Source organism: Mycobacterium sp. 852002-51057_SCH5723018, assembly GCF_001667035.1.
GTDB lineage: Bacteria > Actinomycetota > Actinomycetes > Mycobacteriales > Mycobacteriaceae > Mycobacterium.
Window position 1 is genome coordinate 18,773 of the sequence record NZ_LZIR01000046.1, and the last position, 23,236, is coordinate 42,008.

Annotated in this window: 21 protein-coding genes; 11 read left to right on the forward strand and 10 right to left on the reverse strand. The window is 69.8% G+C overall.

What is annotated here, in order from left to right; genetic code table 11:
• The first annotated feature begins 90 nt into the window (after positions 1 to 90).
• Positions 91 to 948: an AraC family transcriptional regulator gene (locus A5764_RS10815; protein ID WP_082951641.1), complete on the forward strand. Its 858-nt coding sequence runs from the start codon at positions 91 to 93 to the stop codon at positions 946 to 948.
• Here A5764_RS10815 and nadC read toward each other — a convergent pair.
• From nadC to nadA, 3 genes are read right to left on the reverse strand one after another with little or no spacing between them, the layout of a single operon-like run.
• A complete protein-coding gene (gene nadC / locus A5764_RS10820) occupies positions 885 to 1,739 on the reverse strand; it encodes a carboxylating nicotinate-nucleotide diphosphorylase (RefSeq protein ID WP_197501308.1) in 855 nt (284 codons plus the stop codon). The two genes, A5764_RS10815 and nadC, sit on opposite strands and share 64 nt — an antisense overlap.
• A gap of 2 nt (positions 1,740 to 1,741) precedes the next feature.
• Positions 1,742 to 3,343 (reverse strand): L-aspartate oxidase, encoded by a 1,602-nt coding sequence (locus A5764_RS10825; protein ID WP_156664615.1) that lies wholly within the window; start codon positions 3,341 to 3,343, stop codon positions 1,742 to 1,744.
• On the reverse strand, positions 3,343 to 4,401 hold the full coding sequence (nadA, locus tag A5764_RS10830) for a quinolinate synthase NadA (RefSeq protein WP_067112877.1): 1,059 nt from the start codon (positions 4,399 to 4,401) through the stop codon (positions 3,343 to 3,345). The genes A5764_RS10825 and nadA overlap by 1 nt, the downstream gene beginning before the upstream one ends.
• Before the next feature lie 48 nt (positions 4,402 to 4,449).
• Between nadA and A5764_RS10835 the strand changes: the two genes are divergently transcribed.
• Together A5764_RS10835 and A5764_RS10840 are read left to right on the forward strand one after the other, a co-directional pair.
• Positions 4,450 to 5,160, forward strand: coding sequence for an NUDIX domain-containing protein (locus A5764_RS10835; RefSeq protein WP_067112880.1), 711 nt, complete (start codon positions 4,450 to 4,452; stop codon positions 5,158 to 5,160).
• 190 nt (positions 5,161 to 5,350) lie between these two features.
• Complete coding sequence (locus A5764_RS10840; RefSeq protein ID WP_067112883.1) at positions 5,351 to 6,691, forward strand: lipase family protein; 1,341 nt, start codon at positions 5,351 to 5,353, stop codon at positions 6,689 to 6,691.
• On the opposite strand, the gene A5764_RS10845 is transcribed toward A5764_RS10840, so the two are convergent.
• Genes A5764_RS10845 through bioB form a run of 3 tightly spaced genes read right to left on the reverse strand, consistent with a single transcriptional unit; the run spans position 6,686 to position 8,627 of the window.
• Entirely contained in the window at positions 6,686 to 7,285 is a 600-nt protein-coding gene (locus A5764_RS10845) for a DUF2567 domain-containing protein (RefSeq protein ID WP_082951640.1), read from the reverse strand. The genes A5764_RS10840 and A5764_RS10845 overlap by 6 nt on opposite strands.
• Before the next feature lie 38 nt (positions 7,286 to 7,323).
• Positions 7,324 to 7,551 (reverse strand): hypothetical protein, encoded by a 228-nt coding sequence (locus A5764_RS10850; RefSeq protein ID WP_067112889.1) that lies wholly within the window; start codon positions 7,549 to 7,551, stop codon positions 7,324 to 7,326.
• 26 nt (positions 7,552 to 7,577) lie between these two features.
• Positions 7,578 to 8,627, reverse strand: a complete 1,050-nt coding sequence (gene bioB / locus A5764_RS10855) for a biotin synthase BioB (protein ID WP_067112892.1) — start codon at positions 8,625 to 8,627, stop codon at positions 7,578 to 7,580.
• A 133-nt stretch (positions 8,628 to 8,760) separates the two neighbouring features.
• Between bioB and A5764_RS28220 the strand changes: the two genes are divergently transcribed.
• The 4 genes from A5764_RS28220 (at position 8,761) to A5764_RS10870 (ending at position 12,708) form a co-directional block, all read left to right on the forward strand.
• Positions 8,761 to 8,994 (forward strand): hypothetical protein, encoded by a 234-nt coding sequence (locus A5764_RS28220; protein WP_156664616.1) that lies wholly within the window; start codon positions 8,761 to 8,763, stop codon positions 8,992 to 8,994.
• Positions 8,995 to 9,100: 106 nt separating this feature from the next.
• A complete protein-coding gene (locus tag A5764_RS10860) occupies positions 9,101 to 10,957 on the forward strand; it encodes a hypothetical protein (RefSeq protein ID WP_231989675.1) in 1,857 nt (618 codons plus the stop codon).
• Positions 10,958 to 10,960: 3 nt separating this feature from the next.
• The gene (locus A5764_RS10865) at positions 10,961 to 11,347 is read left to right on the forward strand and encodes a hypothetical protein (RefSeq protein ID WP_067112895.1); all 387 of its coding nucleotides are present in this window, start codon (positions 10,961 to 10,963) and stop codon (positions 11,345 to 11,347) included.
• 68 nt (positions 11,348 to 11,415) lie between these two features.
• Positions 11,416 to 12,708 carry a hypothetical protein gene (locus A5764_RS10870; protein WP_369807304.1) on the forward strand — a complete coding sequence of 431 codons (1,293 nt, stop codon included), beginning with the start codon at positions 11,416 to 11,418 and terminating at the stop codon, positions 12,706 to 12,708.
• Here the strand turns inward: A5764_RS10870 and A5764_RS10875 are convergent.
• From A5764_RS10875 to A5764_RS10890, 4 genes are all read right to left on the reverse strand, one after another.
• The gene (locus A5764_RS10875; RefSeq protein WP_067112897.1) at positions 12,705 to 13,211 is read right to left on the reverse strand and encodes a 2'-5' RNA ligase family protein; all 507 of its coding nucleotides are present in this window, start codon (positions 13,209 to 13,211) and stop codon (positions 12,705 to 12,707) included. The two genes, A5764_RS10870 and A5764_RS10875, sit on opposite strands and share 4 nt — an antisense overlap.
• Positions 13,211 to 13,891, reverse strand: coding sequence for a dethiobiotin synthase (gene bioD, locus A5764_RS10880; RefSeq protein WP_067112906.1), 681 nt, complete (start codon positions 13,889 to 13,891; stop codon positions 13,211 to 13,213). Before bioD ends, A5764_RS10875 begins: the two co-directional genes overlap by 1 nt.
• Before the next feature lie 9 nt (positions 13,892 to 13,900).
• Positions 13,901 to 15,046: an 8-amino-7-oxononanoate synthase gene (locus A5764_RS10885; RefSeq protein ID WP_067112908.1), complete on the reverse strand. Its 1,146-nt coding sequence runs from the start codon at positions 15,044 to 15,046 to the stop codon at positions 13,901 to 13,903.
• Positions 15,047 to 15,779: 733 nt separating this feature from the next.
• Positions 15,780 to 17,081 (reverse strand): adenosylmethionine--8-amino-7-oxononanoate transaminase, encoded by a 1,302-nt coding sequence (locus A5764_RS10890; protein ID WP_067112910.1) that lies wholly within the window; start codon positions 17,079 to 17,081, stop codon positions 15,780 to 15,782.
• A gap of 61 nt (positions 17,082 to 17,142) precedes the next feature.
• Here A5764_RS10890 and A5764_RS10895 point away from each other — a divergent pair, with 61 nt between their 5' ends.
• From A5764_RS10895 to glgX, 4 genes are all read left to right on the forward strand, one after another.
• Positions 17,143 to 17,598 carry a hypothetical protein gene (locus A5764_RS10895; RefSeq protein ID WP_067112912.1) on the forward strand — a complete coding sequence of 152 codons (456 nt, stop codon included), beginning with the start codon at positions 17,143 to 17,145 and terminating at the stop codon, positions 17,596 to 17,598.
• 327 nt (positions 17,599 to 17,925) lie between these two features.
• On the forward strand, positions 17,926 to 18,690 hold the full coding sequence (ripD, locus tag A5764_RS10900) for an NlpC/P60 family peptidoglycan-binding protein RipD (protein WP_067112915.1): 765 nt from the start codon (positions 17,926 to 17,928) through the stop codon (positions 18,688 to 18,690).
• Positions 18,691 to 18,815: 125 nt separating this feature from the next.
• Entirely contained in the window at positions 18,816 to 20,966 is a 2,151-nt protein-coding gene (locus A5764_RS10905) for an acyltransferase family protein (protein WP_067112923.1), read from the forward strand.
• 46 nt (positions 20,967 to 21,012) lie between these two features.
• Positions 21,013 to 23,235 (forward strand): glycogen debranching protein GlgX, encoded by a 2,223-nt coding sequence (glgX, locus tag A5764_RS10910; RefSeq protein ID WP_067112925.1) that lies wholly within the window; start codon positions 21,013 to 21,015, stop codon positions 23,233 to 23,235.
• Position 23,236 lies beyond the last annotated feature (1 nt).

A 23,236-nucleotide genomic window follows, 5' to 3' on the forward strand; every position in this document is an offset into this window, starting at 1 on the left:
ACCCCAGCTTGGCGACCGGCCGCCGCGCGGTCTTGGACATTCTTGCGGGCGGCTGTCACACCCCGGCGGTAGCCTGGCGCCGTGCTGTCGATGGCGACCCTCGCCGTCCGGCCGCAGTTCAGCCTGCAGGCGTGGACGTGCCGACCCGACCGGCCGGGCTGGTCGGCGGCCGAGCGCCCGGACGACGGACGGCTGGTGTTGGTGAGGTCTGGCCGCTTCCGGCGGCGAGCGGCGGACGGGCCGGTCGACCTCGACCCGACCGTCGGATACCTCGGCGCGCCGGGGGACGAAGACCAGTTCGCGCATCCGTGCGGCGGGGACGCCTGTACCGCGGTGCGCTTGAGCGCGACGTCGTGGCGGCAGCTCGTCGGCGAGACGGGTGGAATGCGTCACTCGACCTTCTACGTCGACGCCGCGTTGGAACTCGCGCACCGGCGCCTATTCGCCACCGCCGACATCGACTACCGGCTGGCCGAGAACCTGCTGGGGCTCACCGTCACGGCGTTGCGGCGGGCCACCGACCGGCGCATGCCGCTGGCCGACCCGCCGGTTCCCGCGGACGCCCGGCTGGTGCAGCAAGCCCGCGCCGCCATCCACGACGACCACCCGGCGGCGCGCGGCTTGTTCCCACTCGCCGAGTTCCTGGACGCGTCACCATACCGATTGAGCCGCGCTTTCCCGAAGGAGCTCGGCGTGACGCTGACGACCTATCGCAACAGAGTCAGGGTCGGCCGAGCGCTCGAGCGGCTGCAGGCCGGCACGTCGACGTTGGCCGACATCGCCGCGGCGCTCGGGTTCGCCGACCAATCGCACCTGACTCGCGTGGTGCGAGCACATCTCGGCCATACACCACGGGCGCTGCGGTGCGCGCTGCGGACCACCGACTACATGTCCAGGCCGATGTCGAGCACGCGCACGGAGTGGGTCAGCGCGCCGACGGCCAGGTAGTCAACGCCGGTCGCGGCGTATGTGGCCGCGTTGTCCAGGCTCAGCCCGCCGGACGATTCGAGCAGCACCGCGGGCGCGCGGGCGTCCCGGCGCTGCACGGCCATCTGCGTCTGCCACACCGGAAAGTTGTCCAGCAGAATCAGTTCGGGCTTTTCGGGCAGCACCGCGTCGAGCTGCTCGAGCGAATCGACTTCGACCTCGCACGGCAGCTCGGGTGCGGCGTCGCGCACCGCGCGCAGCGCGTCGACCACCGAGCCCGCGGCCGCGACGTGGTTGTCCTTGATCAGCGCCGCGTCACCAAGCCCCAGCCGGTGGTTGACACCCCCGCCGACCCGCACGGCGTATTTCTGCAGCAACCGCAGGCCGGGCAGCGTCTTGCGGGTGTCGCGGACTTTGGCCTTGGTGCCGTGCACCGCCTCGACCCACGCCGCGGTCGTGGTGGCGATCCCCGACAGGTGGCAGATCAGGTTCAGCATGGTCCGCTCCGCGGTCAACAGGCCGCGGGTCTGCGCCAGCACCGTCAGCACCGACTCGCCGGGCTGCGGCCGCGCACCGTCCTGGACGCGATCGAGCACCTCATACCCGCCGGCGCCGAGCACCTCGTCGAGCACCAGCAACGCGACGTCCACTCCGGCGATCACGCCGGGCTCGCGCGGCACCATCGACGCCGTGGCCACCGCGCCGTCGGGCACCGTGGCCAGCGTGGTGACGTCGGGCCCGTAGCGCAGGTCCTCGTGCAGGGCGCGGCCAATAGTGTCCCGCGCGGCGTCGAGCTCGCCGTCGGACAGCATCGTCAACCCACCGCCGCCAGCGCCTCCACCTGCACCGAGCCCTCGGCCAGCCGGAGCACGCTGCTGCGGGCCTGTTCGGGCGCGGCGTCGGCGTACTCCGCGCGGTGGTGGCAACCGCGGCTTTCGTTGCGCGCCAAGGCCGCCGCGGTCACCGCGCGCGCGATCAGCGTCAGCGCGACGTCCTCGAAGTCACGCCGGCCGGCGACGTGGCGGACCGGCGCGCCGGACAGCTTGTCCGACAAACGGTTCAGGCCGGCGGCATCGCGCACCACCGAGGCGTCACGGCTCATCGCGCGCTGCAGCTCGGCGCGCGGCGGTGCCGTGCAGGTCGTCATCGGCTCCGGCGCCTTGAACGGCACGGCACGCGGCCGGCCGGCCAACGCCGCGTGCGCGGCCGCCGCCTTTCCCGCGCGGCCCCCGACCACCAGACCCTCCAGCAAGCTGTTGGATGCCAGGCGGTTTGCGCCGTGCATTCCGGTGCGGGCCACCTCGCCCGCGGCGAACAGGCCGGGCAGCTCCGTCTGGCCGTACACGTCGGTGACCACGCCGCCGCAGCTGTAGTGCGCGCCGGGAACCACCGGGATGGGTTGGCTGACCGGGTCGATGCCGGCGGCCCGGCACGCGGCGGTGACGGTGGGGAACCGCCCTTCGAAGCCCTCGATGCCGCGGGCGTCGAGGAAGACGCACGGATCGCCGGTGGTCCGCAGGCGCGCGTCGATGGCCCCCGCGACGACGTCGCGCGGCGCCAGGTCGCCCATCGGGTGCACGCCCGCCGTCACCGAATTGCCTTGCCGGTCAAGCAGTATCGCGCCCTCGCCGCGGATGGCCTCGGTGACCAACGGCCGCCGGCCGCCGGCAGCGCCGCCAGAAGCGGCAAAAAGCATCGTCGGGTGGAACTGGATGAACTCGAGGTCGCTGACCGCCACGCCGGCCCACAGCGCCAGCGCGATCCCGTCGCCGGTGGAGCCCTCGGGGTTGGTGGTCGCGCCGTAAAGGTGCCCGATGCCGCCGGAGGCCAGGATCACCGAGGGCGCGCTGACGATCCCGTACCCGTCCGCGTTGCCGACCAACACACCGGTCACCCGTTCTTGGCCCAAGGCGCCGTCGTGCAGCACGCGCAGCGCGACGTGGCCGGTGCGGATATCCAGGGTGGCCGCGGCGTTGTCGAGCGCACGCTGCACCTCGGCGCCGGTGGCGTCGCCCCCGGCGTGCACGATGCGGCGGCGCGAGTGGCCGCCCTCGCGTGTCACGTCCCAGCGGCCGGGCGCGGCCTCGTCGAAACGCGCTCCCGCGCCGACCAATTCGGACACCGCGCGATAGCCGTCGGCGACGATCGAGCACACCGCCTCGGGATCGCACAGGCCCGCCCCCGCGGCCAGCGTGTCGGCGACGTGGGCGTCGACGGAATCGTCGTTGTCCGGCAGCACCACGGCGATGCCGCCTTGGGCGTAGTGCGTCGCGGTCGCCCCGCGCGCCTGGTCCGCCTTGGACAGGACGACGACGCTACGGCCGGCGCGATGGGCGGCCAGCGCGGCGGCCAAACCCGCAACGCCGGTGCCGATCACGACGACATCGGCCGCATCGGTCCAAACGGGACGGCCCATCATTCACCGCCGCCCGGCTGGCCGATCTCGATCATGCGCTGCACGCTGCGCCGGCCCGCGGCCGCGATGTCCGTGTCGACGTGCACCTCGTCGGCGCCCTCGACCAGGCAGCGTAACAGGGCGGCCGGGGTGATCATCTTCATGTACTTGCACGAAGCGCGGTCGTTGACCGCTTGGAAGTCGACTTGCGGTGCCGCCCGGCGCAATTGGTGCAGCATGCCCACCTCGGTGGCGACCAGCACCTTGCGGGCGCGCGTTTCGTGGGCCGCCTCGAGCATGCCGCCGGTGGACAGGATCTTGACCCGCTCGGCCGGAAAGGCGCCCTCGCCCGCGAGATACAAAGCCGAAGTGGCGCACCCGCATTCGGGGTGGACGTAGAGTTCGGCATCGGGATTCGCACGGGCCTGGTCGGACAGCTCGTCACCGTTGATGCCGGCGTGCACGTGGCATTCGCCGGCCCACACGTGCAGGTTCTCCCGGCCCGTCACCCGGCGCACGTGGGCGCCCAGGAATTGGTCCGGGCAGAACAGCACCTCGCGGTCGGGGTCGATGGACTCGACCACCTCGACGGCGTTCGACGAGGTGCAGCAGATGTCGGTGAGCGCCTTCACGGCGGCCGTGGTGTTGACGTAGGAGACGACGACGGCGCCGGGGTGCTCGTCCTTCCAGGCGCGCAGCTCGTCCGGGGTGATCGAATCGGCCAGCGAGCAGCCGGCCCGCTGATCCGGGATGAGCACCGTCTTGTCCGGGCTGAGGATCTTGGCGGTCTCGGCCATGAAGTGCACGCCGCAGAACACGATGGTGTCCTCGGGCGCCTCGGCGGCGATCCGCGACAGGGCCAGCGAATCGCCGACGTGGTCGGCGACGTCCTGGATCGCGGGCAGCTGGTAGTTGTGGGCGAGCACGGTGGCGCCGCGCAACGTGGCCAGCCGGCGGATCTCGGCCGCCCACTGCTCATCGCCGTCCACTCCGGCGTAACCGGTCGGCGTGTTCGCAATACGGGCGGCCATGTCGGCCCCGCTTTCGGCGAGCGAGTCCATGCGATCCAAAACCGTCATGGGGCGGGTCCTTTCGCGCGGGGAGGTTTTCGACTTACAATCGAAAACATGCGCCATACTAGCACTGAACACGAGGTGCTTGCCGTGGTGTTTCAGGTTCCCCAGGTAACGGCCGCCCCCCGAACGCAAAAACCGCAGCTGAACGTCCTGTTATGGCAACGCGCGCGCGATCCGCAGCGCGGCGCCTGGTCCCTGCCGGGCGGGCGGCTGCGCACCGACGAGGACCTGACCACGTCGGTGCGCCGCCAGCTGGCCGAAAAGGTCGACCTGAAGGAGCTGGCCCACCTGGAACAGCTGGCGGTGTTCTCGGACCCGCACCGGGTGCCCGGCGCCCGCGTGATCGCGTCGACGTTCCTGGGCCTGGTGCCCTCCCCCGCCACCCCCGAGCTGCCACCGGACACCCGCTGGCATCCGGTGAATTCGCTGCCGCCGATGGCGTTCGATCACGGTCCCATGGTGGACCACGCCCGGGCCCGGCTGGTGGCCAAGATGTCGTACACGAACATCGGATTCGCTTTGGCGCCAGGGGAATTCGCGCTTTCGACGCTTCGCGACATCTACGGTGCCGCGCTCGGCTACCAGGTCGACGCGACCAACCTGCAACGGGTCCTGGCCCGCCGCGGCGTCATCACCCAGACCGGCACCATGGCGCAATCCGGGCGTAGCGGGGGCAGGCCCGCGGCGCTGTACCAGTTCACCGACTCCCGGCTGCGGGTGACCGACGAATTCGCCGCGTTCCGGCCGCCCGGCCAGCTGTGAGCGGGCTTTGAATGCCGCCGGCTGGGTATAACCGGACACGCCGCCCGTGACACGCCGGTAGATTGGGCGTCAACACCGACGCCGGTGAGCTGCACAGATCAACGAGAACTGGCTCACAACGCGGCGCTTACGTTTTGGCTACCGCCCGTTCATACGCGACAATGCCGGATGGCCAAGAAGGGACCGACGAATGGTTGAACTCGGCAATCTGGCGGGGACGCGTGGCGCGCAGTGGATCGCGCGGCCGCCGCACGAGGAATTGCGGCGCAAGGTGCGCCCGCTGCTGCCCTCGGACGACCCGTTCTACCAGCCGCCGCCCGGCTATCAGCACGCCGAGCCGGGCACGGTGCTGCGCTCGCGGGAAGTCGAGCTGGCGTTCCTGGGCCTGATCCCGCAGCCGGTCACCGCGATTCAGTTGCTTTACCGCACGATGGACATGAACGGCGAGCCGGAAGCCACGGCGACGACCGTGATCGTTCCGGCCGGACGCGCGCCCGGGCAGAGCTGCCCGCTGCTGTCCTACCAGTGCGCGATCGACGCGATGGCGTCGCGCTGCTTCCCGTCCTACGCGCTGCGGCGCAGGGCCAAGGCGCTCGGCGCGCTGAGCCAGTTCGAGTTCTTGCTGATCAGCGCCGCCGTCGCCGAAGGCTGGGCCGTCTCGGTGCCCGACCACGAGGGCATCCAGGGTTCGTGGGGCGCGCCCTATGAGCCCGGCTACCGCGTCCTGGACGGGATCCGGGCGGCCCTGAGCTCCGAGCTGCTCGCCCTGAACCCGTCGGCGCCCATCGGGTTGTGGGGCTATTCCGGCGGTGGGCTGGCCAGCGCGTGGGCCGCCGAAATGTGCGGCGAATACGCGCCCGAACTCGACATCGTCGGGGCCGTGCTCGGCTCGCCCGTCGGCGACCTCGGGCACACCTTCCGCCGGCTCAACGGGACCTTCCTCGCCGGCCTCCCCGCGCTGGTGGTGGCCGCGCTCGCCCACATCTACCCCGACCTCGACCGGATGATCCGGAAGCACACCAACGAGGAGGGGCGCGCCCTGCTCGACTCGCTGGAGAACATGACGACCGTGCAAGCCGTCCTGAAGATGGCCGGCAAGAACATGGGCGACTATCTCGACGAGCCGCTCGAAGAGATCCTGTCCACGCCCGAGATCACGCACGTCTTCGACAGCATCAAGCTGGGCGCGGCGGTGCCCACGCCGCCGGTGCTGATCGTGCAGGCGGTACACGACTACCTGATCGACGTGCACGACATCGACCAGCTCGCGCACGCCTATTCGGCCGGCGGCGCCAGCGTCACCTACCACCGGGACGCGTTCAACGAACACATCTGCCTGCACCCGCTGTCGGCCCCGATGACGCTGCGCTGGCTCACCGACCGGTTCGCCCGCCGGCCCCTGACCGAGCACCTCATCAGGACGACGTGGCCGACGATGTTCAACCCGATGACCTACGCCGGCATGGCACGACTGGCCAAGATCGCCGCCAAGGTGATCACCGGCAGGAAGATCCCGCACCGCCCGCTATGACACCGCGGCTTCCGGCGCCTCCGGCTCCATCGGCGCCGCGGGCGAGGGCCGACCGGTCACCGGAAGCGCCCCGAGGTCGTCGCGGGCATCGGCGGCCGCCAGCACGGCATACACCAGCGCCGCGATGCCGGCGGGCCACATCAACGTCACCGCCACCTGCAGCGGCCCGTGGGAGAAGAACACCGGCGGCGCCTGGATGACGTAGGCCACCGACGGCTTTCCCAACAGCGGCACCGCATCGAAGTCGACGGCGCCGTAGCCGAGCCGCACCAACAGCGCCCCGGTCCCCGCGGCGGCCGGCGCCGCCACCACCATGCCGATCGACAGCCCGGCGACCATCGCGGGCCCCCGGTGCGCGCGCCACTGCCACACCAGCGCCGCCGCCACCACCGCCAGCACCGTCAACAGGCCCAGCATCAGGCAGGGCGCGTCGAAGAAGTGCTCGGATTCGGCGCCCAGGTAGTCGTGGACGCGTTCGCCCGCGCGGGTGATGGCCACCACCGCGCGGATCGGCGGGGCGATCCAGGCCCACATGCCGCCGAGCGCCGCGCCGGTCACGGCCACGCCCAGTGCCGCAATGACGATCGCGCGCATCCGCGACCTGTGCGGTACGGATGCCTCAGGCCTCTGGGTCACCGCTGCGCCTCCAGGTCGGCCGAGTCAACCCGCCCGTGCCGCGAGCACTGTGCCCGCCACCCGTCGGGACGCACCTGAACCACCATCCGGCGCCCGCATTCCGCGCAGAACCGGGGCGGCTCGAGGCCCAGCTGCGCCGCCGTCGGCACGGCAGTGCCCCCCAATTCCCCGGTGTAGACGTTGTAGATGCCCGCGCTCACCGGAGCGCCCAGATCCCCAACCACGGTTTCTCAGTTTCTAACAAGCTGGCTTACAAACTCGCATTGAGCGCCTTGAGCGGCATCTGCAGATCCTCGAGCAGTTCGAGATCGGCTTCGGCGGGGCGGCCGAGGGTGGTCAGATAGTTCCCGACGATGACGGCGTTGATGCCGCCCAGGATGCCCTTCTTGGCGCCCAGATCACCCAGGGTGATCTCGCGGCCGCCGGCGAAACGCAACATCGTGCGCGGCAGCGCCAGCCGGAACGCGGCCACCGACTTGAGCGCCTCGCTGGCCGGCAGCACCTCGAGGTCGCCGAACGGCGTGCCGGGACGCGGGTTGAGGAAGTTCAACGGCACCTCGTCGGGCCCGAGTTCGGCCAGGTCGGCGGCGAACTCCGCGCGCTGCTCCAGCGTCTCGCCCATGCCCAGGATGCCGCCGCAGCAGACCTCCATGCCGGCGTCGCGCACCATCGACAGCGTCTCCCAGCGCTCCTCCCAGGTGTGGGTGGTGACGACGTTGGGGAAAAACGAGCGGGCGGTCTCCAGGTTGTGGTTGTAGCGGTGCACGCCCATCGCCGACAGCCGCTCCACCTGCTCGGCCGTCAGCATCCCCAGCGAGCAGGCGATGTTGATCTCGACCTCGTTGCGGATCGCCTCGATGCCGGCGGCCACCTGGGTCATCAGCCGCTCGTCGGGTCCGCGCACCGCGGCCACGATGCAGAACTCGGTGGCGCCGGACTTGGCGGTCTGTTTGGCGGCCTCGACCAGGCTGGGGATGTCCAGCCGGGCGCTGCGCACCGGCGACGAGAAGAGCCCCGATTGGGAGCAGAAGTGGCAGTCCTCCGGGCAGCCGCCCGTCTTGAGGCTGATGATTCCCTCGACCTCGACCTCGGGGCCACACCAGCGCATCCGCACCTCGTGGGCCAGCGCCAGCAGCTCGTCGAGGCGGTCGTCGGGCAGCTGGAGCACCCGCAGCACCTGTTCCCGGCTCAAACCCTGCCCAACTTCGAGCACCTGCTGCCGCGCCACCTCCAGGATGTCGGCTTCGTAGTCGGCTTCGTGGTCGGCTTCGGCTGTCGGTCGAGTTGCCGCTTGAGTCACCAGGTGCTCCCCTGCATGTCTGTCCGCGGCCGCGCGGCCGCGCCTGCCACGTCGTCATGGCAGCCTGAATAAAACGGTGTTCAAAGTAGGGTAACGGCCGCACAACATGGGGCTACGGGGGTATCCCAGCACAATGACTGTTTCGGAGCCTGTTTCCCAGCTTGTTGCCCAGACGCGTCCGAACGTCGAGTACCTGGCCCACGTTGACTACGTCGCCCATCACATGCTGCTGCTGGCGATCCCCGCCTTCCTGCCCGCGATCGTCGTCGTCGCCGTGATCCTGTACGTCGCGCTCAAAGACCGCCGCAATGGCGGCAAGCCCGACGCTGCGCGCAAAGGCGGCGCCGCCGACGAAAAGCGTGATTGACGAGCGCCGAATGGGGGCATTACCAACTCGGTCGCCAACTTACCTTGAAGTAAGGAGCGATGGTCGGATGAAATGTCCCGGGACGACCCGGCGCGGTTGAGAGGGCATGACGATGAGTTCAACGCAAATGGTGTATCTGGCCGAGCCGGCGGCGCGCGGCGCCGGCCTCAACCAGGTGATCGGACTGTCGATCGCGGCGGTCGTGATAGCCGCGGTGATGCTGTGGGTCGGCCACGCCCATCGCACTCACCGGATCCGGTGGTTGACCCGGATCGCCGACAAGTTCGGCGAGAAATTCCACCGCCCCAATTGGGTGGCCCTGCCGGTCCTGGTCTTCACCACCTCCATCATCTGCGCGTTGTTCGGATTCATCTGGGATGTCAGCTGGCACATCGGCAACGGCCGCGACCCGGGCCCGTTGGCCAACCCGGCGCACTACTTCATCATCATCGGCCTGTTCGGGATCTTCGTGGCGGGCATGTTGGCGGTCGTGCTGCCGTTCGAGAAGCCGGGCCCGGCCGCGGTGCGCATCACGGGTGACTGGTACGCGCCGGTCGGCGGCGTGCTGATGGCGGGTTGCGGCCTGTACGCCATGATCGGTTTCCCACTCGACGACATCTGGCACCGGATCTTCGGACAGGACGTAACACTCTGGGGCCCAACGCATCTGATGATGATCGGCGGTGCCTGCTTTTCGCTCTTCTCGGTGCTGATGCTGGAACGCGAGGGCGAGGCGCAGGAGGCCGCGGCGGCCGGCGAGGTGTTCCACGGCGCGTTCATCACCTTCCTGCGCTACCTGTCCTTCGGCGGATTGTTCATCGGCTTGTCGGTCTACCAGATCGAATTCGACTTCGGCGTCCCACAATTCCGGCTGGTGTTCCAGCCGATGTTGATCGCCGCGGCGGCCGCGCTGGCGGCCGTCGCCGCCCGCATCACCATGGGCCGGGGCGCAGCGATTATCGCGGCCCTCTTCGCGATCGGCCTGCGCGGCGTGGTCGCGCTGGTGGTCGGGCCCATCCTGGGCGCCCCCATCAACTGGTTCCCGCTGTACCTGGGGCCCGCGCTCGTCGTCGAGCTGGTGGCGCTGACTCCGCTGATCAAGCGTCCGATAGCGTTCGGCGCCGTCTCGGGCCTCGCCGTCGCCACCGCCGGGCTCTGGCTCGAGTCGCTGTGGATCGGCGCGGTGTACCACTACCCGTGGCCGACGAGGATATGGGGCGAGGCGCTGGCAATGTCGGTGCCGGTGGCCGTGTTGACCGGCGTGTGTGGCGCGATGTTCGGCATGGTGCTCACCGCCCAACGCCTCCCCGGGCGCCGGCTGGGCATCGCGGCCGTGGTGCTGACCGTGCTGGTGATCGGCGGCGCGGTGGCCAACGGGCTGCATATCGTCGTGCCGCGACAGAACACCGCCACGGTCACTTTGACGGACCAGCCCAGCCCTCCGGGTCAGCGCATGGTGTCCGCGGATGTGCAGCTCACCCCGCCCGGCATGGTCAGCGACGATCCGGACTGGCTGACGACCCTGTCCTGGCAGGGACGGATGGAGAACCAGCGCGGCCTGGTCATCGACCGGCTCAGCAAGGTCGGCCCGGGCCATTACCGGTCCACCCAGCCGATCCCGGTCTGGGGATCGTGGAAGACGCTGCTGCGGGTCCAGGACGGTTACACGTTGACGGCCGTGCCGATTTACGAACCGGCCGACGACGCCATCCCCGCGCCCGAGGTTCCCGCGTTGGCGTCCAGCACCCGGCCGTTCGTCCTGGAGGTCACCATCCTGCAGCGCGAACGCGACCAGAACTCGCCGGCCTGGTTGTTCACCGCCGGCGGGATCGTGGTGCTCATCCTGACGCTGATGGTGATCTCGGCCCTCACCTGGGGTGCCGGGCGCCTGAACAACGCCGAGGGCGCGCCGGAGCCGGTTGAGGACAAACAGCCCCTGCCGGGCGCTCCTAAGGCGGCTTAAGGGATGAGGTTTCCTAGCACCCTCGCCATCGTGTGGGTGGTGGCACTCATGTGGGCCCTGATCGGGTGCGGCGGTGCGCACAACCAGACCCAGGGCCAGCCGCAAGGCCAGTCCCCCGCCGGGGGCCCGGTCGTCGACGTCACCATCGCCAAGGGACAGGTCACCCCCACCAACACCACGCTGCAGGCCAAGGTGGGCCAGCCGATCACCCTGCGGGTCACCAGCGACGCCGCCGACGAGCTGCACGTGCACTCCACCCCCGACCACAAGTTCCAGGTCGCGGCCGCACCCAACCAAACCTTCCAGTTCAGCGTCGACGTCCCCGGCAACGTCGAGGTGGAGCTGCACCATCTGGACCGCACGATCGCGACGATCCAAGTCCAACCGTGAGCGCCCGCGGCGCGACGGTGGTGCTCGCGCACGGTCTCGGCGGTTCCGGCGACCTTCCGGTGCCGTACATGTACGCGATGGTCGGGGCCGCCTGGGCGCTGACGTTCACGTTCGCGCTGGTGGCGTTCGCGTGGCGGCGACCGCGGTTTGACCCGCTCAAGCCGGGCCACCCGCTGCCCGGGTGGGTGACCGCGCTGGTCGACGCGCGCGCGACCCGCTGGATCGCCGCCGGGGTGGCGCTGGTTTTCGCGGTGTGGGTGGTGCTCGCCGGGGTGTGCGGTCCCCAGTCGGAGTCGAACGGCCTGCTCGGCGCGTTCTATGTGCTGCTGTGGGTCGGGCTGGTGGCGCTGTCGCTGGCGTTCGGCCCGGTGTGGCGGGTGATCTCGCCGATGCGCACGGTCTATCTGCTGCTGCGGCGCGGCACACCGCAGCGCCTCGGCCGGCCGAGGCTGCCCTATCCCGAGGGGTGGGGATACCGCCCGGCCGCGCTGGGCCTGTTCGCCTTCGTGTGGATGGAACTCGCCAGCCCCAACTCGGCATCGCTGCCCTGGGTGAAGACCTGGCTGCTCGTATACGCCGTGGCGATGCTGGTCGGGGCGTGGTTGTGCGGGCAGCGCTGGCTGGCACGGGCCGACCCGTTCGGTGCGTACAGCATGGCGGTGTCGCGGCTGTGCCCGTTTCGCCGCAACCCGGACACCGGGAAGATCGTGATCGGCAACCCGCTGGACCATCTGCCGTCGCTGCCGGTGCGGCCCGGCGTCGTGGTGATGCTGGCGGTCCTGCTCGGGTCGACCGCGTTCGACAGCTTCTCCGGCTCGCCGACGTGGCGCGGGTTCGCCGATCGGCTCACGCGTGGCTCGGGGCTGTCACCGACGCTGTCGTCGTCGGCGCTGCGGACCGTCGGGCTGATCGTGTTCATTTCGGTTGTGGCCGTGACCTTTTCGCTGGCCGCGCGCGCCACCGGCGGCGTCGACCGTGAGCAACGCCGCGCGCTGCCCGGCCAGATGGCGCATTCGTTGATCCCGATCGTGGTGGGCTACATCTTCGCGCACTACCTGACCTACCTCGTGGAGCGCGGACAGCAGGCCGTCTTCGCGCTGGCCGACCCGTTCGGCCGTGGCTGGAACCCGCTGGGGCTGGCACATCAGCACGTGGCGTATGTGCTCTCCATGCATCCGCCGGTGCTGGCCGGGATCAAGGTGGCGTGCGTGGTCACCGGGCACATCGTGGCGGTGGTCGCCGCGCACGACAAGGCGCTTCGGCTGCTGCCGGCGGGCCACCAGCTCACCGGGCAGCTCACCATGATGCTGGTCATGGTGGGCTACACGTTCACGGGCCTGTACCTGCTGTTCGGCGGTTAGAGCAGGTATTCGACCTTCTTGTTGCCGTCCCAGCGGCGCAGGCCGGCGAAGTGGCCGTCGATCTGCGAAGGCCGGCCCGCGATGCGCAACGCCCGGCCCAGGTGATGGCCGCCGACGCGGCGGGCCAGCGTGACGTGCGCGGTCCACTGACCGGGCAGGCTGTTGGCCATCGGCGCCGGCGCCAGGTGCGGCAGGCAGAGCCGGTGCACCTCGGCGTGCAGGACCAGCAGCTCGCCCGTGGGCACGATGAGCCGCGCGAAGACGACGCTGGCCCGGCCGAACAGCACCGGCGCGCCGACCGCGCAGCGCAGCGGCAAACGTCGGGCGACCGGTCTCAGCAGCTCGTCGACGTCCGGGTCGATGCGTTCGGCGACGACCAGGGTCACGTGCGGGCGGCTGGCCGGCGCCTGGCTCGGGATGCCGGCGCCGGCCAGGCCCTCCCAGATGTGGCGGATCGCCGCCTCGGTGTCGGGGTCGAAGACCAGCTCTATCGAATGCACCATCAGCGGGCCAACGAGGTCACCCAGTCGCGGTCGAACGCGGCGGCGCTCATGGCCGCGAAGCCGGCGGAGTCCAGCGCCGCGGCCCCGGCCGGCAGCGCGGCCCGCACCGGCGCGAGCCCGGCCAGCGCGGACCGGTTGGAGGCCTCCACCAACCCGGGCTCGTCGGGCCAGCTGCCGATCACCAGGCCCGCGCACGCAACACCTTGCGTCGCAAGCGCTTCCCGCGTGAGGGCGGTGTGGTTGAGGGTGCCCAGCTCCGCGGCGACCACGACCAGCGCGGCGGCGCGAAGCTCGACCGCGAGATCGCGCAGCGTGACGCCCCCGTCGGCGAGTTCCACCAGCAGCCCGCCGGCCCCCTCGACCAGGGTGAGCCGGCCCGGGCGGTCCAGCCCGCGGATGAGCCCCACCAGCTGGCCGGCGGTGGGCAGCGCCGCCCCGGCCTGCTCGGCGGCGGTCGCGGGCGCCAGCGGCCGCGGGTACCTGGCCAACGCGGCCAGCTCGGTCACCCCGGACAGCCGCGCCACCTCGGCGAGGTCGTCGTCGCCGACATCGGTGCCGGTCTGAACGGGTTTGCACACGGCCACGTCGATGCCGGCCTGGCGGGCGTGGCTGGCCAGCGCCGCAGTGACGACCGTCTTACCGACCCCGGTGCCGGTACCCGTGACGACCAGGACGGTCAACGGCGACCCTCAGAACGATCCGGCGAGCACATCCGTCAGCACCCGGCGCGCGGTCTCGAGTTCGGCGGCATCCAGCGACGCGCGCGCGGTGAGCCGCAGCCGCGACGTCCCGGCGGGCACGGTCGGCGGGCGGAAGCAGCCCACCTTCACGCCGGCGTCCAGGCAGGCCGTCGCGGCGGCCAGCGCCACCGCCGGGTCGCCGAGGATCACCGACACCACCGCCGACTGCGGCAGGTCGGGAACGTCGCAGACCTCGGCAAGGAAACGCGCGTGCCGCAGCACCGCCTCCGGCCGCCACGCCTCGTGGCGAAGCACGGCCAGGGCTGCGCGCGCGGCGCCCACCGCGGCCGGCGCCAGCCCGGTGTCGAAGATGAACGTCCGGGCCGCGTCGATCAGGTGGGCGCGCACCGCTGCGGGTCCGAGCACCGCGCCGCCCTGGCTGCCGAGCGCCTTGGACAGCGTCGTGGTCATCACGATGTCGGGCGCGCCCGCCAGCCCCGCCTCGTGCAGCAGCCCGCGCCCGCCGCCGCGCACGCCGAGGCCATGGGCCTCGTCGACGACGAACAGCGCCCGGTGGCGGCGGCACACCTCGTGCAGGTCCCGCACCGGGGCCAGCGCGCCGTCGGCGCTGAACACCGACTCGGTGATGACGACGGCGCGTTCCTCGTCGCGCGAGGCGAGGGCGGCGTCGACGGCGGCGACGTCGCGGTGCGGCGTCACCACCACCCGGGCCCGCGACAGCCGGCAGGCGTCCACCAGCGACGCATGGGACAGGGCGTCGGACACGAGCAGCGAACCCGGGCCCGACAGGCCGACGACGGCCCCCAGGTTCGCGGCGTATCCCGAGGAGAACAGCAATGCCGAGGCCGCGCCGGTGAACTCGGCGAGCTCGGACTCGAACTGCTGGTGCAGCTCGGTGTCGCCGGTGACCAGGCGCGACCCGGTGGCCCCGGCCCCCCACATGCGCAGCGCCGCAACGCCGCCCTCGATCACGTCGGGGTGCTGGGACAGCCCCAGGTAGTCGTTGGACGCCAGGTCCAGCTCGGTCGCCACGGCCGGGCGCGGCCGCAGCGAACGGCGCAGCCCGGCCTCGCGGCGTTGCCGCTCCACCGCGTCCAGCCAGGCCAGCGGTGACGCCTCGATCGGTGTCTTCATCGAGGCTCAGCCTAACGAGGCGTGCGACATCGACTATCGCGGAGGTGATAGGTCACAATCTGTTACCCGGTCTTTCAAAGTCGCTCAAGTTCGGGTTCTGGCCATCGGCCGACCGCGAACGACCGGCCGGAGCGGCGCTCTGGTTTGGCGGGGAACTGCGAGCCGTGGCCGCACATGTCTCGGTGGTAGTGGGTCGCGTCGAACTAGATGGCGATTTCATTGTGATGGCGCTTCCTCTCACAACCTGAGGCGGGCCGACGACCGTTCTCGTCGTCAACCCTTGCACTGGGGCAGGAAACCTGGCCCATAACCGCAGTCCAGCGGTCCCTGTTCCACCTGCCCGTGTGGCGCCTGCGGGTTATCGTGCCAGGAGAAGTGCCAGTCGTGGCAGGCGGTCATGTCCCAATCCCCTGCTACCTGACCGGGCAGAGGTTGCCCTGGGCACCAACACGCGTAGCTCGTGCAACCTGGGGGGAAGGCGTGGGCGGTGCCTGCTGCCAATGCGATTCCGGCCACCGCGGCGACGCACGACACCACCGAGCCAGCGATGGTCCGCTTCAGGGAGTAAGGGGTGTTCACGGTTTTCCGTTCGATTGTCGATTCAGATTTTGGAGCCATTAGTATGTCGCCGCCCGCTTGCAGAATTCTTGCGTTCCCCGGGCCCGCAGCACGTTTTACCCTGAGCAAGGGTTCAACCCGTGGGCTGACCGGTGAAATAGGCGCTGAACTGGGGTCAGACGCGACGCGCGACCTCGACCATCGCCGAGGTGATCTGCGCGATCTCGTCGGTCGAGCAGACGTAGGGCGGCATCGCGTAGACCAGGTTGCGAAACGGGCGCAGCCAGACGCCGCGGTCCAGCGCCGCCGGGGTGGCGACCGCCAGGTCGACCGGCCGGGCGCATTCGATGACGCCGATGGCACCGCACACCCGGACGTCGATCACGCCGGGCAGGGCCCGGGCGGCTTCCAGCCCGTCGGCCAGCCCGGCGCCGATCCCGGCGACCCGTGACCGCCAGTCCTGGCCGAGCAGCAGCTCGACGCTGGCCACCGACACCGCGCAGGCCAGCGGGTTGGCCATGAAGGTGGGCCCGTGCATCAGCGCGCCGGCCTCCCCCGAGCTGATGGTGTGCGCGATGCGAGCGGTGCACAAGGTCGCGGCGAGGGAGAGGTACCCGCCGGTCAGCGCCTTGCCGACGCACATGATGTCCGGGCGCACGCCGGCGTGGTCGGCGGCGAACAGCTCGCCGGTGCGGCCGAAGCCGGTGGCGATTTCGTCGAAGATCAGTAGCACGTCGTGCCGGTCGCAGGCGTCGCGCAGGTCGCGCAGGTAACGCGGGTCGTGGAAGCGCATCCCGCCCGCGCCTTGCACGACGGGTTCGACCACCACGGCCGCCAGCTCGTCGGCGTGCCGCGCCAGTTGCGCCTCGAACGCCGCGGAGTAGGCGGCGTCGTAGTCGCGGGGAACCTGCGGGGCGAACACCTGGCGGGCCAGGATGTCGGTCCACAGGGAGTGCATGCCGCCGTCGGGGTCGCAGACGCTCATCGGCGTGAAGGTGTCGCCGTGATAGCCGCCCCGCCAGGTCATCAACCGGTGCTTGCCAGGCCGGGCGAGGCTGCGCCAGTACTGCAGCGCCATCTTGACCGCGACCTCGACTGACACCGAGCCGGAGTCGCTGAAGAACACCGTCTCCAGACCCGCGGGCGTGATGTCCACCAGCAACTGCGCCAGCCGGGCCGCGGGCTCGTGGGTCAGCCCGCCGAACATGACGTGGTTCATGGTGGCGAGCTGGCTGGCCAGCGCCGCATCCAGATCGGGGTGGCCATGCCCATGGATCGCGGTCCACCAGGAGCTCATCGCGTCGAGCGCCTGGATGGGCGCGCCGTCGCGAATCAGCGTCAGCCAGGCGCCGCGCGCGGCGACCGCCACCACCGGCGGCACGGCTTCGCGGCCGATGGTGCTGTAGGGGTGCCACAGGTGCGCGGCGTCGATCGCGCTGATTTGCCCGGGCGTCAGCCCGGCCCTGGCCGGCGGCATAGAGATCGAGGGTAAAGCAGTCGGCTCGCACAAATCGCGGCCATCGGGAAGCATCGACGGCATGGCATCGCCGCACCGGCCCGACGATCCTCACCCGAGCAATCCGACGGTCTCCCCGCCGGCGCCCGCGCGCCTCCATCACTCCCAGCACCAGCCACCGCGGGTGCTTCGAGTGCGCATCGCCGCCTGGGACGTCGCCTCCACCGTCGTCCTGTTGGCGTTGCTGCTCTACCTGGCCACCGCGACGAACTGGCCGACGAGGATGTTCGGCTTCCTGGCGAACGTGTGCGAGGGAGATACCTGTGGACCGGTGCCCTTCGGGGTCGATTACTACATCCATCCCGTGGTGTGGGGCGGCATCGGCGCCGCGATCGCCGCGGCCGGCATCGGCCCCTTCGTTTCCCTCTTGAAGGGCTGGTACATGTCCTTCTGGCCGGTCTTGTCCCTCGCGGTGCTCATGGTCGCGTCGGTGGCCGGCTCCATCCTGACCGCGTTCAGCTCGCGGTACTGGCTCTGAGCGAGTGGAGGTCACGCTGACGCCGATCTTGGCGTAGTGACCGAAATCACACCTAGGGCACCGGATAGGGCCCGCCAGTCACCCTGCGGTCACGTTCCTGCAAAAAATCCTCTGCGCAGGCCAACAGCTATTCTCCGCCGGTCCCTTCTGTTGTAGAAGTTTCTGTAGTGACTGGTGTGAATTCAGACGGTTGACAGGCTGGTTTCACGCCACGCGTCATGCAGCGACGTTCGGCCCCGACGGGGAGGCCACGCGTCGCCCGCAATAGCGGCCGATGCGCGAAGTCACCGCGACTGACGCCCCAGGACCCCGAGGAGTGGGAATCCAATGAAACGCATCTACGCCTTCGCGGTCGGTGTCGCGATGCTGGTGGCCCCGTTGGCCACCGCCGGCATCGCGGCGGCCGACCCCATCACCAGGACGATGGACTACCAGCAGGCCACCGACATCGTCGTCATGCGCGGTCTGTCGCAGCGCGGCGTGCCGTTCTCCTGGGCCGGCGGCGGTGTCAACGGCCCTAGTCGCGGCAAGGGCACGGGCATCTACACCGTCGGGTTCGACGCCTCGGGCCTGATGCAGTACGCCTACGCCGGCGCCGGCATCAAGCTGCCGCGTTCCTCCGGCGAGATGTACCGGCTGGGCCAGAAGGTGATGCCGCAGCAGGCGCGCCGCGGCGACCTGATCTTCTACGGTCCGGAAGGCAGCCAAAGCGTCGCGATGTACCTCGGAAACAACCAGATGCTCGAGGTCGGCGACGTCGTGCAAGTGTCGCCGGTGCGCAGCAACGGCATGACCCCCTACCTGGTCCGGGTGCTCGGCGCCCAGCCGATGCCGGCGCAGCAGGCGCCACTGCAGCAGGCCCCGGTGCAGCAGGCGCCGGCCCAGCAGGCACCGCTGCAACAGGCACCCGCCCAGCAGGCACCGTTACAGCAGGCCCCGGCCCAGCAGGCACCGCTACAGCAAGCGCCGGCCCAGCAGGCACCGCTGCAACAGGCGCCGGCCCAGCAGGCACCGCTGCAGCAGATGCCGTTGCTGCAGCCGCCGACGCAGCAGGCACCCGTCCAGCAGGCTCCCGCCGTCATCTCGCGGTAACCTCCCCGGGCTCTGCCGCCCTAGCGAAGGCCTCCCCGCACAGGCCCCAACAGGCCCCAACACGCGCCACTCGCTCCCTCGTGCACGGCTGCGGGCGGCGGGTTTGGGTAAATTAGCGATCGACCATGCAGAGCCTCTCACCTCCTCGATCGCCGGTCGCCGCTGCGAAGCCGGCCGCTACGGGAGCGCGCTCGACAGGGTTCTATCGCTACGACCTCGACGGCCTGCGCGGCATCGCCATCGCGCTGGTCGCCGTGTTCCACGTCTGGTTCGGCCGGGTTTCCGGCGGCGTCGACGTGTTCCTGGCGCTGTCCGGGTTCTTCTTCGGCGGCAAGATCCTGCGCGCCGCGCTCGACCCGGCGGTGTCGCTGTCGCCCGTCGCCGAGGTGATCCGGCTGGCGCGCCGCCTGCTTCCCGCCCTGGTCGTGGTGCTGGCCGGCTGCGGGCTCCTGACCATCCTGGTGCAACCAGAGACCCGCTGGGAGACGTTCGCCGACCAGAGCCTGGCCAGCCTGGGCTATTACCAGAACTGGGAACTGGCCAATACCGCGTCCGACTACCTGCGGGCCGGCGAGGCCGTCACCCCGCTGCAACACATCTGGTCGATGTCGGTGCAGGGCCAGTTCTACATCGGCTTCCTGCTGCTGATCGCCGGCTGCGCCTACGCCTTCCGGCGAGCGCTGCGCGCTCACCTGCGGACCATGTTCGTGGTGCTGCTGAGCGCGCTGACGGTGGCGTCGTTCGTGTATGCGGTCGTCGCCCATCAGGACGACCAAGCCCTCGCCTACTACAACAGTTTCGCCCGGGCGTGGGAGTTGCTGCTGGGCGCGCTGGTCGGCGCGGTGGTGCCCTACGTTCGCTGGCCGACGTGGCTGCGCACGGCGCTGGCCACCGTCGCGCTGGCCACGATCGTGTCGTGCGGGGCCCTGATCGACGGCGTCAAGGAATTTCCCGGCCCGTGGGCCCTGGTGCCCGTCGGGGCCACCATGCTGATGATCCTGGCCGGAGCCAACCTGTGTCCTGGCGCCGCCGGTGAGCGGCTGCCGCTGCCGAATCGGCTGCTGGCGACCGGGCCGCTGGTGGCGCTGGGCGCCATTGCGTACTCGCTCTATCTCTGGCACTGGCCGCTGCTCATCTTCTGGCTGTCCTACAGCGGCCACCGGCACGCCAACTTCGTCGAAGGCGCGGCGGTGCTGCTGCTGTCGGGATTGCTGGCCCACCTGACCACCCGGCTGGTCGAGGACCCGCTGCGCTACCGGGCCCCGTTCCCGGCGCCGGCGCCGACGATGCCGTGGTGGGTGCGCCTGCGCCGGCCGACCATGGCGCTGGGATCGATGGTGGTGCTGCTCGGCGTGACGCTCACCGCGACCTCGTTCACCTGGCGCCAGCACGTCACGGTGTTGCGGTCGGCGGGCAAGGAGCTCAGCGTCCTCAACCCGCAGGACTACCCCGGCGCGCGCGCCCTCACCGAACGGGTGCGGGTGCCCACGCTGCCGATGCGGCCCACCGTCTTGGAGGTCAAGCACGACCTGCCGGACACGACCAGGGACGGCTGCATCAGTGACTTCGTCAACCCCGCGGTGGTCAACTGCACCTACGGCGACCTGCGCGCCACCCGCACCATCGCCCTGGCCGGCGGGTCGCACGCCGAACATTGGCTGCCCGCGCTGGAGCTGCTCGGCGCTGTGCACCACTTCAAGGTCGTGACGTACCTCAAGATGGGGTGCCCGCTGTCCACCGAGGAAGTGCCGCTGATCATGGGCAACAACGCCCCATATCCGCAGTGCCGCGAATGGGTGCGACGGACGCTGGACAAGCTGGTCGTCGATCGTCCCGACTACGTGTTCACGACGACGACCCGGCCCTGGAACATCAAGACCGGCGACGTCATGCCGGCGACCTACATCGGGATCTGGCAGACGTTGTCGGACAACAACATACCGATCCTGGGCATGCGGGATACGCCGTGGCTGGTCAAGAAGGACAAACCGTTCGACCCCGCCGACTGCCTGGCCAAGGGCGGCAGCGCGCAGTCGTGCGCGATCAAGCGCTCCGACGTGCTGTCGGATCGCAATCAGACCCTTGACTTCGTCGCGCAGTTCCCCCTGCTCAAGGTCCTCGACATGTCGGACGCGATATGCCGCACCGACGTCTGTCGCCCGGCCGAAGGGAACGTGCTGATCTATCACGGCGCCCATCACCTGTCCCCGACCTACGTGCGGACCATGGCGGACGAATTGGGCCGCCAGATCGCGGCGAACACCGGCTGGTGGTGACCCGGTAACCCGGCGGGCGTGACCCCGGCACGGATAAAGTGCAGTGATGCCGACCGACCATCCAGCCTCAGCAACAGGCTCCGAAAAAGGAAAGGCCGCACCGGATAACGGCAGGTCCCAGCCGCGACTTGCCACCATCTGGCCGGGCACTCCGTATCCGCTCGGGGCGACCTATGACGGTGCGGGCACTAACTTCTCGCTGTTTTCCGAGATCGCCGAGAAGGTCGAGCTATGCCTGATCGACGGCGGCGGGGGCGAGACAAGAATCACCCTCGAAGAGGTTGACGGCTACGTCTGGCACGCCTACCTACCCAACATCACCCCGGGGCAGCGCTACGGATTTCGCGTCCACGGGCCGTGGGACCCGTCGGCCGGCCACCGGTGCGACCCGAGCAAGCTGCTGTTGGATCCGTACGGCAAGGCCTTCCACGGCGATTTCGACTTCGGGCAGGCGCTGTACTCCTACGACCTGAAGGCCGTGAAGCCGGGCAGTGACGGTGCCGATCCCGGGACTCCCCCGATGCTGGACTCGCTCGGGCACACCATGACCAGCGTGGTGAGCAACCCGTTCTTCGACTGGGGGTCCGACCGCGCGCCGCTCACCCCGTACCACGAGACCGTCATCTACGAGGCCCACGTCAAGGGCATGACCCAGAACCATCCCGCCATCCCCGAAGAGCAGCGGGGCACCTACGCCGGGCTGGCCCACCCGGTGATCATCGAGCACCTCAAGTCGCTCAGCGTCACCGCCATCGAGCTCATGCCGGTTCACCAGTTCATGCACGACTCACGGCTGCTGGATCTGGGATTGCGAAACTACTGGGGCTACAACACCTTTGGCTTCTTCGCCCCGCACAACCAGTACGCCGCCAACCGCCGCTCGAGCGTCGCCGAGTTCAAATCCATGGTGCGCAGCTTCCATGAGGCCGGCATCGAGGTGATCCTCGACGTGGTCTACAACCACACCGCCGAAGGCAATCACCTCGGCCCGACGATCAACTTCCGCGGCATCGACAACGCCGCCTACTACCGGCTCGTCGACACGGACCTGCGGCTCTACAAGGACTACACGGGCACCGGCAACAGCCTCAACGCCCGGCACCCGCACGTGCTGCAGCTGATCATGGACTCGCTGCGGTACTGGGTCACCGAGATGCACGTCGACGGGTTCCGCTTCGACCTGGCCGCCACGCTCGCCCGCGAGCTGCACGACGTCGACCGACTGAGCGCGTTTTTCGACCTGGTGCAGCAGGATCCGGTGGTCAGCCAGGTCAAACTGATCGCCGAGCCGTGGGACGTCGGTGAGGGCGGCTATCAGGTCGGAAATTTCCCGGGTTTGTGGACGGAGTGGAACGGGAAGTATCGCGATACTGTGCGCGACTACTGGCGGGGCGAGCCCGCGACCCTGGGCGAGTTCGCTTCCCGGCTGACCGGGTCGTCGGACCTGTATGAGGCGACGGGTCGGCGCCCCAGCGCCAGCATCAACTTCGTCATCGCCCACGACGGTTTCACGCTCAACGACCTCGTCTCGTACAACGAAAAGCACAACCTGGCCAACGGTGAAGACAACCGGGACGGGGAAAGCCACAACCGATCCTGGAACTGCGGCGTCGAAGGACCCACCGACGACCCCGACATCATCGAGCTGCGCTGCCGCCAGATGCGCAACTTCTGGGCGACCTTGATGGTCAGCCAGGGCACGCCGATGATCGCCCACGGCGACGAGTTCGGGCGCACCCAAAACGGCAACAACAACGTCTACTGCCAGGACTCCGAATTGTCCTGGATGGACTGGTCTTTGGCGGACAAGAACGCCGACCTGCTGTCATTCGCCCGCAGGGTGAGCACCCTGCGCAAGAACCACCCGGTGTTTCGCCGCCGCCGCTTCTTCGAAGGCGAGCCGATCCGCAGCGGCGACGAGGTCCACGACCTCGTGTGGTTGACCCCGGGCGGGCAGGAGATGACCCACGACGATTGGGGCAAGAGCTTCCACAAGTGCGTGGCGGTGTTTCTCAACGGCGATGCGATCAGCGCGCCGAACGCCCGCGGCGAGCGGGTGGTCGACGACTCATTCCTGTTGTGCTTCAACGCCGATGACCAACCGGTCGAGTTCGTCATGCCGCCGGTCGATTACGCCCAGGAGTGGACGGTGGAGCTCGACACCAACCATCGTGCCGGCTTGAAAGAAGCAGGCGGCCAGCTGGTGAACGCCGAAGAGAAGGTCTCGCTGCCCTCGCGTTCGCTGCTGGTACTCCGTAAGACCATGTGAC